General features: G+C 63.1%; 16 protein-coding genes. 7 read left to right on the top strand and 9 right to left on the bottom strand.

Features of this window, described 5'->3' with window-relative positions:
* Positions 1–17: 17 nt before the first annotated feature.
* Both LDZ21_RS02980 and murJ read right to left on the bottom strand, forming a co-directional pair.
* Positions 18–863 carry a SirB1 family protein gene (locus tag LDZ21_RS02980; protein ID WP_244794162.1) on the bottom strand — a complete coding sequence of 282 codons (846 nt, stop codon included), beginning with the start codon at positions 861–863 and terminating at the stop codon, positions 18–20.
* On the bottom strand, positions 863–2,413 hold the full coding sequence (gene murJ, locus LDZ21_RS02975; protein ID WP_309774068.1) for a murein biosynthesis integral membrane protein MurJ: 1,551 nt from the start codon (positions 2,411–2,413) through the stop codon (positions 863–865). The genes LDZ21_RS02980 and murJ overlap by 1 nt, the downstream gene beginning before the upstream one ends.
* Positions 2,414–2,829: 416 nt before the next feature.
* On the opposite strand from murJ, the gene rpsT reads away from it, so the two are divergent.
* The gene (rpsT, locus tag LDZ21_RS02970; RefSeq protein WP_035967901.1) at positions 2,830–3,108 is read left to right on the top strand and encodes a 30S ribosomal protein S20; all 279 of its coding nucleotides are present in this window, start codon (positions 2,830–2,832) and stop codon (positions 3,106–3,108) included.
* Positions 3,109–3,248: 140 nt separating this feature from the next.
* Here the strand turns inward: rpsT and LDZ21_RS02965 are convergent, their stop codons facing one another.
* Complete coding sequence (locus LDZ21_RS02965; protein WP_035967900.1) at positions 3,249–3,590, bottom strand: DUF3579 domain-containing protein; 342 nt, start codon at positions 3,588–3,590, stop codon at positions 3,249–3,251.
* 517 nt (positions 3,591–4,107) lie between these two features.
* Between LDZ21_RS02965 and argF the strand changes: the two genes are divergently transcribed.
* Complete coding sequence (argF, locus tag LDZ21_RS02960; RefSeq protein WP_244794160.1) at positions 4,108–5,037, top strand: ornithine carbamoyltransferase; 930 nt, start codon at positions 4,108–4,110, stop codon at positions 5,035–5,037.
* Positions 5,038–5,052: 15 nt separating this feature from the next.
* Here argF and murB read toward each other — a convergent pair whose 3' ends face one another.
* Positions 5,053–6,072 (bottom strand): UDP-N-acetylmuramate dehydrogenase, encoded by a 1,020-nt coding sequence (murB, locus tag LDZ21_RS02955; protein WP_244794159.1) that lies wholly within the window; start codon positions 6,070–6,072, stop codon positions 5,053–5,055.
* Positions 6,073–6,211: 139 nt separating this feature from the next.
* Here murB and LDZ21_RS02950 point away from each other — a divergent pair, with 139 nt between their 5' ends.
* Positions 6,212–6,697 (top strand): YajQ family cyclic di-GMP-binding protein, encoded by a 486-nt coding sequence (locus LDZ21_RS02950; RefSeq protein ID WP_035967895.1) that lies wholly within the window; start codon positions 6,212–6,214, stop codon positions 6,695–6,697.
* A 58-nt stretch (positions 6,698–6,755) separates the two neighbouring features.
* On the opposite strand, the gene plsY is transcribed toward LDZ21_RS02950, so the two are convergent.
* Positions 6,756–7,388: a glycerol-3-phosphate 1-O-acyltransferase PlsY gene (gene plsY, locus LDZ21_RS02945; protein ID WP_244794158.1), complete on the bottom strand. Its 633-nt coding sequence runs from the start codon at positions 7,386–7,388 to the stop codon at positions 6,756–6,758.
* A gap of 36 nt (positions 7,389–7,424) precedes the next feature.
* Entirely contained in the window at positions 7,425–7,916 is a 492-nt protein-coding gene (ybaK, locus tag LDZ21_RS02940; protein WP_244794157.1) for a Cys-tRNA(Pro) deacylase, read from the bottom strand.
* A 104-nt stretch (positions 7,917–8,020) separates the two neighbouring features.
* Here ybaK and LDZ21_RS02935 point away from each other — a divergent pair, with 104 nt between their 5' ends.
* The 4 genes from LDZ21_RS02935 to LDZ21_RS02920 all read left to right on the top strand — a co-directional run bounded on the left by LDZ21_RS02935 (position 8,021) and on the right by LDZ21_RS02920 (position 12,674).
* Positions 8,021–9,172: an acyl-CoA dehydrogenase family protein gene (locus LDZ21_RS02935; RefSeq protein WP_244794156.1), complete on the top strand. Its 1,152-nt coding sequence runs from the start codon at positions 8,021–8,023 to the stop codon at positions 9,170–9,172.
* A 303-nt stretch (positions 9,173–9,475) separates the two neighbouring features.
* Positions 9,476–10,741 carry a hypothetical protein gene (locus LDZ21_RS02930; protein ID WP_244794155.1) on the top strand — a complete coding sequence of 422 codons (1,266 nt, stop codon included), beginning with the start codon at positions 9,476–9,478 and terminating at the stop codon, positions 10,739–10,741.
* A 136-nt stretch (positions 10,742–10,877) separates the two neighbouring features.
* Positions 10,878–12,299: a UbiA family prenyltransferase gene (locus LDZ21_RS02925; protein WP_244794154.1), complete on the top strand. Its 1,422-nt coding sequence runs from the start codon at positions 10,878–10,880 to the stop codon at positions 12,297–12,299.
* Positions 12,300–12,311: 12 nt separating this feature from the next.
* Positions 12,312–12,674, top strand: coding sequence for an SMR family transporter (locus LDZ21_RS02920; RefSeq protein ID WP_244794153.1), 363 nt, complete (start codon positions 12,312–12,314; stop codon positions 12,672–12,674).
* Positions 12,675–12,699: 25 nt separating this feature from the next.
* Here LDZ21_RS02920 and xerD read toward each other — a convergent pair whose 3' ends face one another.
* The 3 genes from xerD to queG are packed head-to-tail and all read right to left on the bottom strand — an operon-like array spanning position 12,700 to position 15,342.
* Positions 12,700–13,629, bottom strand: a complete 930-nt coding sequence (xerD, locus tag LDZ21_RS02915; protein ID WP_244794152.1) for a site-specific tyrosine recombinase XerD — start codon at positions 13,627–13,629, stop codon at positions 12,700–12,702.
* The gene (locus tag LDZ21_RS02910) at positions 13,626–14,108 is read right to left on the bottom strand and encodes a methylated-DNA--[protein]-cysteine S-methyltransferase (RefSeq protein WP_244794151.1); all 483 of its coding nucleotides are present in this window, start codon (positions 14,106–14,108) and stop codon (positions 13,626–13,628) included. The genes xerD and LDZ21_RS02910 overlap by 4 nt, the downstream gene beginning before the upstream one ends.
* Complete coding sequence (gene queG, locus LDZ21_RS02905) at positions 14,101–15,342, bottom strand: tRNA epoxyqueuosine(34) reductase QueG (protein WP_244794150.1); 1,242 nt, start codon at positions 15,340–15,342, stop codon at positions 14,101–14,103. The genes LDZ21_RS02910 and queG overlap by 8 nt, the downstream gene beginning before the upstream one ends.
* Positions 15,343–15,356 lie beyond the last annotated feature (14 nt).

Genomic DNA, 15,356 nt, shown 5'->3' with positions numbered 1-15,356 from the left:
TGTGATGCGACGCGGCTTCAGTCGTCGTCGTGCTGCGCGCGCTGGCGAAGCTCGTGCAACTCCGATTCGACGACGGTCGCGTCTTGCGCATCCGGGCGTTCTTCGAGATAGCGCTCGAGGTCTTCCAGCGCCGGGCGCAGATAGTCGAGCCGCGCGTACGCGAAACCACGGTCGCGCACTTCCTCGATGCTTCCCGGCAGCACGATAACGAGCCGCTGCTGTACGGCGAGAAGCCGTTGCCAACGCTCGGTCTGCAAGTAGATGCTCTTGAGATTGCGCAGCATCCGCGCGACGATCTCGCGGCGAGTCGCAGGCTGCAGCAGCACGCGCAACGCGCTGCCGATGGATTCGCCCGCGCGCTGCACGTACGGCTCCAGCATCTCGACCATCTGCGCTTCGGAAAGCGTCTGCCCGGTCGTCGGATCGAGCATCAGGTCGCCTTCCGGCGTGGTGACGCGCAACAGAAAATGGCCGGGAAACGACACGCCGCGCACCGGCAGGCCGAGTTGCTCGGCCATTTCCAGATAGATCACCGCGAGGGAAATCGGAATGCCCCGGCGACGGCGCAGCACCGCGTTCAGGTGGCTGTTGTCCGGATCGTAGTAATCGTTGAGATTGCTGGAGAAGCCCAGCTCGCGGAAGAAATAACGGTTGAGGGCATCGACTCTCTGACGAACATCGGCGTCCTCGGGCATGCGGCGGCGGGCGCGCAGAACAAGCTCGTCCATCTCCGCGAGCACCGCCTGCATGTCGAGGTCCGGATACGCATCCTGCGCCAGCGACAAAGCGGCCTCCGTGAGCGGCAGAGTTTCATCGTCTGCCATCAGCGAGGAGAAATAGTCGAGGATGCGCGTCGTCGTCATCAAAGCGTGCGTCTCTTGAAGTAGGCGTACTTGAAGCCCATCGCCGTCAGAATACCGAAATATAGCGCCGCGAACAGAACGAGGCTTGCTCCGAGCAGCACGATTCGTGCAAAGGGCGTCGCGCGCATGCCGATCCAGTCGAAGTTGAGCGACACCCAATGCATCGTCCCCGCGAGTACGAGGCACGCGCCGGTCAACTGCACGAAAAAGCGCAGCCAGCCCGGCGACGGCCGGTAGATGTCGCGGCGGCGCAGGCCGACGAACAAGAGAAACGCATTGGCGAGCGCGCCGAGACCGATCGACAGCGTGAGCCCCGCGTGCGAAAAGATCGGCACGAAGACGTAATTGCTCACCTGCGTCATGATCAGCACGCCGATCGCGATTTTCACCGGCGTCTTGATGTCCTGCTTCGCATAGAAACCGGGCGCGAGGATTTTGATCAGGATTAGGCCGATCAGCCCGATGCCGTACGCCGACAGCGCGCGCCCGACCATCACGACCGAATGACCGTCGAACTTGCCGTAATGGAACAGCGTCGCCGTGAGCGGCTGCGCGAAGAAAAACAGCGCGACTGCGCTCGGCGCGGCGAGCAGGAACGTGATGCGCAAGCCCCAGTCGAGCAGTGCGGAATATTCGACGGGGTCGGCATCGACGTGCGCTTTCGAGAGACTCGGCAACAGGATGGTGCCGAGCGCCGCGCCGAGCAGCGCAGTCGGGAATTCCATCAGCCGGTCGGCATAGTTGATCCACGACACCGCGCCCTGCCCGATATTCGACGCGATATTCGTGTTGATGATGAGACTCAGCTGACCGACCGATACCGCGAACGTCGCGGGCACCATCTTCGCGAGCACGCGCTTCACGCCCGGATGCGCCAGCGCGCGGCGGAAGTTGAGGCCGACGTGCGGCGTCATGTCGATCTTCCTGAGTCCCGGCACTTGCACGAGCAATTGCAGCACGCCGCCCGCGATCACCGCATAGGCGAGCGCGTAGACCGGAATCTTCAGGTGCGGCGCGACGAACACGGCCGCGACGATGAACGCCACGTTGAGCAACACTGGCGCGAACGCCGGCAGTGAGAACTGCTTGTAGGTGTTGAGCACGCCGGAGGCAAGCGTCGTCATTGAGATGAAGACGATGTACGGGAACATGATGCGCGTCATCTCGACGGCGAGCGGATACGCGCCGCCATCGTGTTTCAGCCCCGACGCGACCGCGAACACGACCCAGCTCGCCCCCGCCATGCCGGCGAGCGACAGCACGACGAGGCCCCACGTCAATACGGTCGACATCGCGTCGACGAGCGCCTTGGTCGGGTCGTGACCCTTGCTGTTCTTGAACTCGGCGAGGATGGGCACGAACGCCTGCGCGAATGCGCCTTCCGCGGACAGACGCCGCAGCAGGTTCGGAATACGGAAAGCGACGTAGAACGCGTCGGTGTAGAGACTGGCGCCGAAGGCACGGGCGATCAGCGTTTCGCGGATCAGGCCGGTCACGCGCGACAGCAGCGTGAAGCCGCTGACCGTCAGGAGGGCTCGGAATAGATTCATGGGGCGCTTATTATACGGGCCACGCATGACCCTCTCCCGCAACGCTGGCGTGCAAGTCCGCGAGTTTGACGGATTGCACCAATCCGTCGCCGGGCGTAGACGCTCGCTGGAAGAGAGCCCGCGCTTGTCATATCTCGTATTCGCTTGCTATAATCGCGGGTTTCGACGCTCCGTTTCGGCATTTTTGTGCCGAACGTGTATACCGTATCGGTCTCAAGCCGGTCTCAAGCGCGGTCTCGAACGCGATTTCGCACGAGCCGTACAGGTATCATGGCAGTAACGCTTTAACGTTTCGGGGCAATCGTTCCCCGGATTTCAGATCAAGGCAGCGCGCATCGTTCACCGCTTCCGGCCACCGCCGGCTTCGTGTGAAGCCGCTCCGACAAGTAACAGCAGAAACAGGACAAGGAACCGTCATGGCAAATACCGCACAAGCTCGCAAGCGCGCCCGTCAGGCCGCCAAAGCCAACTCGCACAACTCGGCGCTGCGCTCGAAGTTCCGCACGGCCATCAAGGCAGTTCGCAAGGCAATCGATGCCGGCGATCAGGCCAAGGCCGCCGAAGTGTTCAAGTCGTCGGTCAAGACGATGGACACCATCGCGGACAAGAAGATCGTCCACAAGAACAAGGCCGCTCGTCACAAGAGCCGCCTGGCTGCAGCCATCAAGGGTCTGCAGGCTTCCGCAGCCCAGTAATTCCGGCTCGCGTCCGGTGCATGCCTCCATCGCGAGGCGTTCGCCGGAACAGCTTCCTGTTTCCGCTGCGCAGTAACGAAAAAGCCCGCTTTCGCGGGCTTTTTTGCATCTGTCGGCTTGCGTTTGTTCGTTCTCGCCGATCAGCCCTTCGGCGGCGTCGCTGTCTGCGTGCCGTGATGCGGCGGCAGTTCGCACGCTTCCGTCACCTGCAGATCGTTGTCCTTCGCGAAGTTCAACACGAAGTCGAAGGCCATCGGCTCGATCTCGCGCAGACGCGCATCGAGAATGACGACCTTGATGTCGCCGATCATCGTCGGACGCACGTAGATGGAATACTGCAGCCGCGCATTCGGCCCCTTCGCTTTCGGACCGTACGCCGACATGACTCCGCAGAGGCGCTCCGACCAGTCGCTCGGGCGAAACTTTCTCCCGTTCTTGGTAATGCCTTGAATGAAATACTGGGTCGGGGATGATTCAGCCATGTAGCGATACCTTTTGTCGGCCGGTGGCAGGCACCGGCGAATGCACACGCTCGACGCGGGATGCGCGCCGCCGACACGCAACGGCGCCGGGCGATGCTTGCGAACCTGCCCGATGAGGACCGTTCACGCCCGCGACACGATGGCGGACTCGGCAGCACGGCGGATTCGCATACGCCAAGGCAATGCAGCGGTCTCTTGCGAGCTTCGCCGGCTGAGCGCGTGAAACGGTGCTGGGCGTTACTGAGTGTTGCAGAGTTGCTGAGACAAGCGCCGGCGATTATACCGCAGCGCCCTCTTTTCCGCAGCGCACACGGACGCCGGACGGGCTGCCCAAGGGCCGGAGAGCGCCGTACGCCGGGCTTCTCGATGGCGCACTCGCCTTTCGGCCAGCCTCGTAAAAGTTCGCAAAATCCTTTATGCTCGAACGCGATACCCACTCCGACGGCGGCGGCGCCCGGTCTGGCGACGCTCGCAGTTCGAGTCGCGCGGCCGGTTCGAAGCCGCCGCTTGCGTTTTCATGACCGCCAAGAAAATTCGCCACTATCTTCAGTTCAAGGATTTTTCGCTCGACGACTACGAGTACGTGCTCGAACGCGCCCGCATCCTGAAGCGCAAGTTCAAGAACTACGAGACCTACCATCCGCTGCACGATCGCACGCTCGCGATGATCTTCGAGAAGAGCTCGACGCGCACGCGCCTGTCTTTCGAAGCCGGCATCTTCCAGCTAGGCGGCCACGCGGTCTTCATGAACACGCGCGACACGCAGCTTGGCCGCGGCGAGCCGATCGAAGATTCGGCGCAGGTCATTTCGCGCATGGTGGACATCATCATGATCCGCACGTTCGGGCAGGACATCATCCGGCGCTTCGCCGAAAGCTCGCGCGTGCCGGTCATCAACGGGCTGACCAACGAATACCACCCGTGTCAGGTGCTCGCCGATATCTTCACGTTCTACGAGCATCGCGGGCCGATTCACGGCAAGACCGTCGCGTGGATCGGCGACGCCAACAACATGCTGTACACGTGGATCGAAGCCGCGCAAATCCTCGGCTTCAAGCTGCGGCTGTCGACGCCGCACGGCTACAAGCTGGATCACGCGCTGGTGTCGCCAGATAGCGCGCCGTTCTATCAGGAATTCGCCGATCCGAACGAAGCCTGCCAGGGCGCGGACCTCGTGACGACGGACGTCTGGACCAGCATGGGCTTCGAAGCGGAAAACGAGGCGCGCATGAAGGCGTTCGCGGACTATTGCGTCGACGCCGAGATGATGGCGCGCGCCCATCCCGATGCGCTTTTCATGCACTGCCTGCCCGCGCATCGCGGTGAGGAAGTGAGCGCGGAAGTCATCGACGGGCCGCAGAGCGTGGTCTGGGACGAGGCGGAAAATCGCCTGCACGTGCAGAAGGCGCTGATGGAGTACCTGCTGCTCGGCAAGTTGAACCACTGAGCCGCGTCCGCGGATTCAGAGGCGGACCGGCTCCATCTCCAGTTCGACGCCGAAGCGGGCGAGCACATCGCGTTTGATTGCTTCGGCGAGTTCGATCACTTCCGCCCCGGTCGCATTCCCGCGATTCACGAGCACGAGCGCCTGCCGCTCGTGCACCGCCGCCCCGCCGATGCCGCGCCCTTTCCAGCCGCAGCGGTCGATCAGCCATCCGGCGGCGAGCTTCACCTGACCATCGGCCTGACGGTACGACACGACGCCCGGCTCACGCCCTTGCAGCGATTCGAACGAATCCGCGCTGACGACCGGGTTCTTGAAGAAGCTCCCCGCGTTGCCCAGCACGGTCCAGTCCGGCAGCTTGGCGCGACGCACGGCAATGACGGCATCGAAGATGGCCTGCGCGTCACGAGCCGAAGCGCCTTCCAGCGCGCGAGCCACATCGGCGTAATCGGCGCGTGGCGTCCACGCCTTCGGCAGCCGGAAGACGACCGACGTGATCATGTACCGACCGCGCCCTTCCCGCTTGAAGAAGCTGTCGCGATAGCCGAACGCGCACGCGTCGCGATCGAATTCGGCGTGCGCGCACGTCGCGAGTTCCACCGCATGCAGCCGCTCGAAGCGCTCGCCCATTTCGAGGCCATACGCGCCGATGTTCTGGATCGGCGCCGCGCCGACCGTGCCGGGGATCAGCGCGAGGTTTTCGAGGCCCGGCATGCCGTGTGCAAGCGTCCACGCGACGAAGTCGTGCCAGTTCTCGCCCGCGCCGGCTTCGACGAACCACGCGTCGTCATCCTCGCCGACCACGCGTTTTCCCATGATGCCGACGATGAGCGCGACGCCGTCGAAATCGCGCGTCAGCACGACGTTGCTGCCGCCGCCCAGCACGAGCTTCGGCATGTCGATGATGCGGGCATCGTTCGCGAGCGCGGCGGCGGCATCGACGCTGTCGATTCGCATTGCATGGCGCGCGCGCACGTCGAAGCCGAATGTGTTGTGCGGACGCAGGGAGTAATCCGCGAGTAGTTGAGCGTGGGACATGGGAAACCGCGTGGAGAAGCCGGGAAACGCGCGCAGTCTTGGGGAAATCCAGGGCGCGTCGGTAGAATGACGTCAGGTCCGTGATTATAGCGATTGCGCGAGCCGCTCCCGGGCGCTCGCCTCAAGAAGGGGAAAACAGATGCCATCGTTTGACGTCGTCAGCGAAGCAAACATGATCGAAGTGAAGAACGCCATCGAGCAATCCAACAAGGAAATCTCGACGCGCTTCGACTTCAAGGGTTCCGATTCACGCGTCGAGCAGAAGGAGCGCGAACTGACGCTCTACGCCGACGACGACTTCAAGCTCGGTCAGGTCAAGGACGTGCTGCTCTCGAAGCTGGCGAAGCGCGGCGTCGACGTGCGGTTCCTCGACTACGGCAAGCAGGAAAAGATCGGCGGCGACAAGCTCAAGCAGGTCGTGACGATCAAGAAAGGCGTGTCGGGCGATCTGGCGAAGAAAATCGTCAAGATGGTCAAGGACAGCAAGATCAAGGTGCAGGCGAGCATTCAGGGCGACGCCGTGCGCGTGACCGGCACGAAGCGCGACGACCTGCAGAGCACCATTGCGCTTTTGAAGAAGGACGTGACGGACACGCCGCTCGACTTCAACAATTTCCGCGACTAAGCGCTTTTTCTGTGCATCAAGGAAGAAAGCCGTTCCGCTCGATGCGGAACGGCTTTTTTTATTCGGCCGCCGCCGGCTTCTTCTTGTCGCCGATCCGGCTTTCCTTCCCCGCGATCAGCTTCGAAATATTCGCGCGATGCCGCCAGACGAGCAGCGCGCTCATCGCCAGCACGGCGAGTGACACGCGGCTCGGCCCGAACAGAAACACCTGAAACAGCGGCGCAAACGCGGCCGCGACGAGCGCCGCAAGCGACGAATAGCGGAAAAAGAACGCGATGATCAGCCACGTCAGCAGCGTGGCGAGCCCGAGCACCGGATGAATGGCGAGGAGCACGCCCGCCGCCGTCGCCACGCCCTTGCCGCCCTGGAACCTGAAGAACACCGGGTACAGATGCCCGAGGAACACGGCGATGGCCGACAGCGCGACGACCGTGGCAAGCCCTGTCGCATCGAGGCCGTAATCCGCGCCGAAATGCCCGACGAGCCACACGGGCAGCCAGCCCTTGAACGCATCGCCGACGAGCGTCAGGATTGCCGCGCGCTTGTTGCCGGTGCGCAGAACGTTCGTCGCGCCGGGATTGCCGGAGCCGTAGGAACGTGGATCGGCGAGGCCCATCGCCGTGCTCACGACGACGGCGAATGAAATCGAGCCGATCAGATAGGACGCGACGGCGACGATCAGATAAATCATGTTGTCTCTTGTGTCTTGAAAAGCGCGGTCAGCATTCTAATCGACGCTCGCGCACTGGACGGGCTTTGCGTCGAGCAATCTGGTCAACACCGCCGGATCGAGGCTCACGAGATAACCGCGCCGCCCGCCGTTCAGATAGATGGCGTCGAGTTCGAGAATGCTCGATTCGACGTACACGGGCATCGCTTTCTTCGTGCCGAACGGCGACGTCCCGCCGACGAGATAGCCCGAATGCCGGTTCGCCACTTCGGGCTTGCACGGCTCGATGCGCTTTGCGCCCGTCTGCCGGGCGAGATTCTTCGTGGATACGGTCCGGTCGCCGTGCATGAGGACGATGAGCGGCTTCGCGTGCTCGTCCTCCATCACGAGCGTCTTCACGACGCAATGCTCGTCCACGCCGAGCTGCCGCGCGGACTCTTCGGTGCCGCCGTGTTCGACGTATTCGTAAGGATGCTCCCCGAACGCCACCTTGTGACGGCGCAGGAATTGCGTCGCGGGCGTTTCGGATACGTGTTTGGATTTCGACATGGACGCATTGTAGCGGCGCGCCCCGCGGCTCACCATCGGCCGTTCGGCCAGCTGGTCGAATGCCCGCGCGTGCCGTACGATCGTTCGCCAGGGAGGAAACCATCATGATCCGCGACACCGAAACGCAAACGCTGCTTGAAGACACCATCCGCCGATTCGTGCGCGAGACGCTCGTGCCGCGCGAAAGCGAAGTCGACGAGACCGACGCCATTCCCGCCGATGTCATCGACGCGATGCGCGAAATCGGTCTGTTCGGGCTCACGATCCCCGAAGCCTACGGCGGACTCGGCCTCACGATGGAAGAGGAAGTGCGTATCGCGTTCGAGCTCGGGCAGACATCGCCGGCGTTTCGCTCGATGATCGGCACGAACAACGGCATCGGCTCGATCGGAATCTTGCTCGACGGCACGGACGAACAAAAGGCGCACTATCTGCCGAAACTCGCAGCGGGCGAACTGATCGGCTCGTTCTGCCTGACCGAGCCGGATTCGGGCTCGGATGCCGCGTCGCTCAGAACGACGGCGAAAAAGGACGGCGACGCCTACGTGCTCAACGGCACGAAGCGCTACATCACGAACGCGCCGGAAGCGGGCATCTATACCCTAATGGCCCGCACGAGCGATGCGAAAGGCGCGAGCGGCATCTCGGCGTTCATCGTCGAACGCGACACGCCGGGGCTCTCGCTTGGCAAGCCAGACCGAAAGATGGGCCAGCGCGGCGCGCATACCAGCGACGTCGTCTTCGAGAACTGCCGCGTGCCGGCGCGGCAGTTGATCGGCGGCGTGGAAGGCGTCGGCTTCAGAACGGCTATGAAAACGCTCGACAAGGGGCGCATTCACATTGCGGCCATCGCGGTGGGCGCAGCCAAGCGCATGTTGCGCGACGCCCTCGCCTACGCGATGGAGCGCCGCCAGTTCGGTCAGCCGATCGCGGAATTTCAGCTCGTGCAGGGCATGCTCGCCGACAGCAAGGCCGAACTGTACGCCGCCGAATGCATGGTGCTCGACGCCGCGCGCCGCCGCGACGAGGGCCGCGACGTGTCGATCGAGGCGTCGTGCGCGAAGTACTTCGCCACCGAGATGTGCGGGCGCGTCGCGGACCGCGCGGTGCAGGTGCATGGCGGCGCGGGATATATCGCGGAGTACGGCATCGAGCGGTTCTATCGCGACGTGCGGCTCTTCCGGCTTTACGAAGGCACGTCGCAGATTCAGCAGGTGATCATCGCGCGGGGGCTGATGCGGGGCGCGGACATCTGAAGCGTTCTACGAACGAACGCGCCTTTCCTGTGCTCGACCCATCGTGACTAATGAAACGGACGTTCTGCGCTCCTTAATTAAGTGTTGAGTCAATGGGTGCTACCGACGGCACGCACCGTTTCGCAGAGCAAAGTTCTTCCCACGACGGTGCGGCTCGGTTCGAACTTCGCGAAATGTGCGGTAACCCACCTTCGCCAAAATAGACATCAGCGAACATGCGCGAGGCGGTTCGGGCCGCTCGCTCCATGTGCACCACCCCGATGTCGAAACGCGCCTCGGTCGATCAACCGTCTGGAGATCGCAATGTTCAACGAACCGGTCTTGCGCCGCGGTGTTCGCTGGATGCTGCTCGTCGTGATGTATTACGTGGTCGCGGCGGCGTCGTACAACGGCTATTTCACGAAATGGCAGTTCCGCGATCAGACGCCGCAGTGGGCGCTGCCCGCGATGCTGGATGGAACGATCGAGCGTCCGTTCGTGTACCGGCAACTGCTGCCGGCGATCGCAAACAGCGTCGAACATGCGATGCCCCGGACGCTGAAAGAGCGCATCACCAGCGTGCTGATGGACGACAACCGCACGCATCACCCGATCACATGGTTCTATCCCAACGCGGTGGATGCGCACAATCCGCAGTACGCGCTTCGTTATTACCTGATCTTCGGCATGTCGTTCACCGCGCTATTCCTGGCGCTGTTCGCGATGCGCGCCGTCTGCATGACGTTCCAGATGAATCGCACGGCGAGCACGCTTGCACCGATGGCGCTCGCCGCGATCTTTCCGTTGATCCTCACCGATGGAGCGTATTTCTACGACTTCCCCGAACTTCTGTTCATGAACCTCGCAGTATGGCTCGCGGCGCGAGGCCGGGCGCTGTGGCTCATTCCGCTGACGGTCATCGCCACGTTCAACAAGGAATCGTTCCTGTTTTTCACGCTGACGCTATTTCCGTTTCTTCACGCGCGCTATTCGCTCGGCAAGGTGCTGACGTTGCAGGCCGTCATGCTTGCGATCGCCGGCGCGATCAACTTCGTCATCAAGCTGAAATATGCGGGCAATGGCGGCGGTATCGTCGCGCTCAACCTTTATGAGAATCTCAACTTCCTGGTTCATCCGTTGAGCTATCTGCGGTTCGAATACAACTACGGCGTGGTGATGGCGAAGGGCTTCAACATCATTACGATAGCTATTGCCGCCATCCTTCTTCGCTCGGGCTGGAGCAAACTGCCGCTGGCGCTGCGGCGTCACGTGCAGATCGCCATTGCGATCAACGTGCCGCTTTTCATGGCGTTTGGTTTTCACGACGAATTGCGCAATCTGAGCATGCTGATCGTCGGTGTCCTGATGATCTTTTGCGTCAACATCGCGCTCGTTCTCGAGCAGGCGAACGTGCGCGCGGTCGCGGACATGCAAAGCGGCAACGGCCTCGATGAAGCGGCGCCGTCGCCATCGCGCCTCGGCAATCACGGCGCGATCGCGCGTTCCGCCCGCTATCGGGTACGCGTTGCCGATTCGTCGGAGCAGGATCGCGGAGACACAGGCGCAGGCATGCCGTCAGGCTGGAAATGACTGCCCTGCATCGGCGGGCGCGCAACTCGAGTGTCCTAGCGCACAGAGCGGAGAAGTAACGCATCGCTATTCTGTGCGCAAACGATTCAACGAGCCGCACCCGAATCGACAGACGAATTACAGCGTCGAGGAAGCTATGTCCGAAGCAAGCGTTCCCCTCTGCGTCGATCTGGATGGCACGTTGACCGCCACCGATCTGCTCGTTGAATCGTTTCTCGTGCTCGTCAAGAAAAATCCGCTCTATGCACTGTTGAGCATCGTCTGGCTGATGCGCGGAAGGGCCTATCTGAAGGCCCAGATTGCAGCGCGCGTGGCCATCGACGTGTCCGTGCTGCCGTACAACGCGCGCTTCGTCGCGTATCTGCACGAGCAGCGGTCATGCGGACGCGATCTGTATCTATGCACCGCATCCAACCAGCAGGTCGCCGAACAGATCGCGAAGCACTTCGGCATCTTCAAGGGCGTGCTGGCGAGCGACGACGCCCACAATCTCAAGGGCCGTCACAAGGCCGGCGCGCTGACGAAGGAATTCGGCGCGCAGGGCTTCGATTATTGCGGCAATGCACGCGCCGATGTGCCCGTGTGGCGGCAGGCGCGGCAGGCGATCGTCGTCGGCGACCGGCATATCGCAGCGGCGGCTGAGGGCGTCAACGAGACGATCGTCTTCTTCGAGCAGAAGCGTTCGCTCGTTGCGCTGACGATCAAGGAAATGCGCGTCTATCAGTGGGTGAAGAACCTGCTGATCTTCGTGCCACTGCTCGCGTCGCACCGCTTCACCGATCCGTCGACGCTGCTCGCCGAAACGGTCGCGTTCTTCTCATTCAGCTTCTGCGCGTCCGCGGTGTATCTGCTCAACGACATGCTCGATCTCGACTCGGACCGCCGTCACGAGAAAAAGCGCAACCGGCCGTTTGCATCGGGTCAATTGCCGCTCACGTTCGGGATGGCGCTGACGGTGACGCTGCTCGTCGCATCCGCTGCGCTCGCAGCGCGGCTCGAACCGAACTTCCAGCTCGTGATCGGCGGCTATTTCATCGCGACGCTGGCCTATTCGTTCAAGCTCAAGCGCATGATGCTCATCGACGTCTTCACGCTCGCGGCGCTTTATACGTCGCGCATCATCGCGGGCGGCGTCGCTGCGGACATCGTGTTGTCCGACTGGCTCATCATGTTCTCGGTCCTCATCTTCCTGAGTCTCGCGATGGTCAAGCGCTACACCGAACTGGACGCGCTGCTGCGCGACGGCAAGGTATCCGCCGCCGGGCGGGGCTATGTCACGCAGGACCTCGGCATTCTTCGTTCGTTCGGCACCGCGTCGGCCTATGCGGCCGTGGTGGTGCTGGCGCTCTACGTGAATTCTTCGGACGTGCGGCTTCTCTATCGGCATCCGCAGGCGCTGTGGGTGCTCTTCGGCCTTCTGCTGTACTGGGTGAGCCGCGTGTGGATGCTCGCGTTTCGCGGCGAGATGCACGACGACCCGATCGTCTACGCGATCAGGAACCGGATGAGCCTTTTCATCATTTCCCTGTGCGTCGCGACCGTGGTCGCCGCGATCTGACCTATCTCAACGATGCAATACATCACGCTTTTGCTGAGCGGCACGTGCAGTGCGCTCGCAAGTATCCTGCTGCGTCTTGCCGGCACGCTTCCGTCCGAGGGCGGAGCGTTGCTGTTCGGCATGCAGGCGCGTCCGCTGATTTACCGGCTCGGTGCGATCGGCGCCTACGGCGCGGGCTTCGTGCTGTATGCGCTCGCGTTGAAGCGCGTTGAACTGAGCGTCGCGTACCCGCTGATGGTCGCGGTGACGATACTCGAAATCATGCTATTCGGCGTCGTGCTCGGCGAAGCGATGTCGCTGCGAACGCTTGCCGGCGCGACGCTGCTCATTGCGAGCGTCCTGCTGCTTTACGCGCCGGCTGCCAGCACGGCATGAGCGACGCGAGGTACCGCCGCCGATTTCAGCCGCGCGGATGATGCTCGCGATGCAGCTTCTGCAGCCGCTCGCGGGCGACGTGCGTGTAGATCTGCGTAGTCGAAATATCGGAGTGGCCGAGCAGCAGTTGCACCACGCGCAGGTCCGCGCCGTGATTGAGCAGATGCGTCGCGAATGCGTGACGCAGCGTGTGCGGCGAGAGCGGCGCATGCACGCCGCCGTTCAGCGCATGGCGCTTGATGATGTTCCAGAACTGCTGACGCGTCATGCCCTCGCCGCGTGCGGTGACGAAGAGCGCATCGGCGGCGCGCGGGCCGAGCAGCGCCGGACGCGATTCGCGCAGATATCGCGCAATCCAGCCGTGCGCTTCTTCGCCGAACGGCACGAGACGCTCTTTCGAGCCTTTGCCCATCACCCGGACGACGCCCTCGTTCAGACCAAGCTCGACGGTCTTCAGCGTCACGAGTTCGGTCACGCGCAGGCCGCTCGCGTACATCAGTTCCAGCATCGTGCGGTCGCGCAGGCCGAGCGGCGTTTCGATATCGGGCGCGCCGAGCAGCGCTTCCACTTGCGCTTCGTTGAGCGTGGACGGAAAGCGCGGCGGCTGCTTGGCCGAGCGCAGCTTGAGCGTCGGGTCGGCAATTGCCCGATGTTCGCGCATTGCCCACGCGTAGTAGCGGCGAAACACCGAAAGACGCCGGTTCGCGGAAGTCGCCTTGTCGCTGCGGCGCGCGGCCATGTAGCCGTTCATGTCGGCTTCGCTGGCGGCGTCGATGGACGCGCCGCGCGTCTTCGCGAGCCACTCCGCGAAGAGCCGCAAGTCGCGCCGGTACGCGTCGAGTGAATTCTTCGCGAGCCCGTGTTCGAGCCACAATGCATCGCAGAAGAGATCGATCGCATCGCTGCTCGCGATCAGCTCAGGCGTTTGCGGTTCTTCAATGATTGCGCTCGTCATCCGATCGATACACCTTCATGCGCCAGCAGCCAGCGCTTCACGTCACGAAAAAAACCGTCGCCGGGATGATGCGCGAATCCGCCGATCCCGCCCGACGCCACGACCCGGTGGCACGGTATCACGATCGGCAGTGGATTGGAGCCGCACGCCTGCCCGACTGCGCGCGGCACGCTGCCGATTTCGCGCGCAAGCTGTCCGTAGGTCCAGACCTGTCCCGCCGCGATTGCGCCGATGCCGCGCCATACGCGCTGTTGAAACGCGGTGCCGCCGATGGCGAGCGGAAGATCGAAGCGCATCGTCGATGCATCGAAGTAACGGCGAATCTGCATCGCGGCTTCCTGCGCGAGCGCTTTGCCCGGATCGACGTTCGGCGTCTCGTGCGGCAGATAGACGATCTCGCGCACGAAGCGATCGTCGGCGCGGATGCCGACTTTGCCGAACGGCGCGTCGATGACCGCATCGAATGACACGTTACCCATGCCTGTCTCCCTGCTCCAGCGCCCACGTCACATGCTCGCGCACGAGCGCCGACGCATCGTCCGCGCGCGCGTGAAGCGCGCCGATGATCGAGCCGCGTTCGCGCGCATCGAGCGACGCATCGCGCAACGCGTTGCCCATCGCCACTGCGATATTGCGCAGCCATCGCTCATGTCCGATGCGCCGGATCGCGCTGCCCTGCATCCGCGTATCGAAGTCATCGGCGCTCCATGCGAACAGTTCGACGAGCGTCGCGCGATCCAGCCCGTGCCGCACGTCGAAGTCCGCTACCGGCGCGGCCTGCGCGAACTTGTTCCACGGACATACGAGCTGGCAATCGTCGCAGCCGTACACGCGATTGCCGATCAGCGGCCGCAGGTCTTCCGGAATGCTGCCGTGCAGCTCGATCGTCAGATACGAGATGCAGCGCCGCGCGTCCACGCGATACGGCCCGACGATCGCTCCCGTCGGACACGCGCCGATGCAGCGCGTGCATTGTCCGCAATGCGCGCCGTCGTGCTCCGGTTGGGGATCGACGGGCAGCGGCAGATCGACGTAAATCTCGCCGAGAAAGAAAAGCGAGCCGGCATCGCGATCCAGCAATAGCGTGTGCTTGCCGCGCCAGCCGTTGCCCGCCTTCTGCGCGAGCGCCACTTCGAGGACCGGCGCGGAATCCGTGAACGCGCGATGCCCGAACGCGCCGATCTCCTTCTCGATACGCTCGGCCAGCTGCTGTAACCGGTTGCGCATGACCTTGTGGTAGTCGCGGCCGCGCGCATAGATCGACACCTGCGCCTGTGCGGGCTGCGCGAGCCGCTTCCATTCGATTGCGCGCCAGTCGTTCTTCTGACCGTCCGCTGTCGCGACACTTTCATCGCCTGTCGATGCGAGCGTCGCGGCCGGCAGATAGGCCATGCGCGCGGTGATGACTCGTCGCGTGCCGGCCACAAGCTCGGCCGGCCTCGCGCGTTTCATCCCATGTTTGGCCATATAATCCATTTCGCCGTGATAGCCTGCTTCGAGCCAACTGGCGAGGCCCTCCTCGGCGTCCGTCAGGTCGGTATCGCTGATTCCGACCGCACCGAATCCCAGCTCGCGCCCCCACGCCTTGATGCGCTGCGCGAGCTCCGCCAGCCCCGCCTCGTCGCTTTCGAGGCGATGCAAGGCACGCGGCTCGACGGCGGCGTCGCTCGCCGCGGTCGTGACTTCATCGGAGTGTTCCGGCAATCGGTTCATCACGACATTTTACG

Origin of the sequence: Caballeronia grimmiae (assembly GCF_022879615.1) — a bacterium.
GTDB lineage: Bacteria > Pseudomonadota > Gammaproteobacteria > Burkholderiales > Burkholderiaceae > Caballeronia > Caballeronia grimmiae.
Note: the sequence above shows the minus strand (reverse complement) of the source record. Positions and strands in the feature narration are given on the sequence as shown.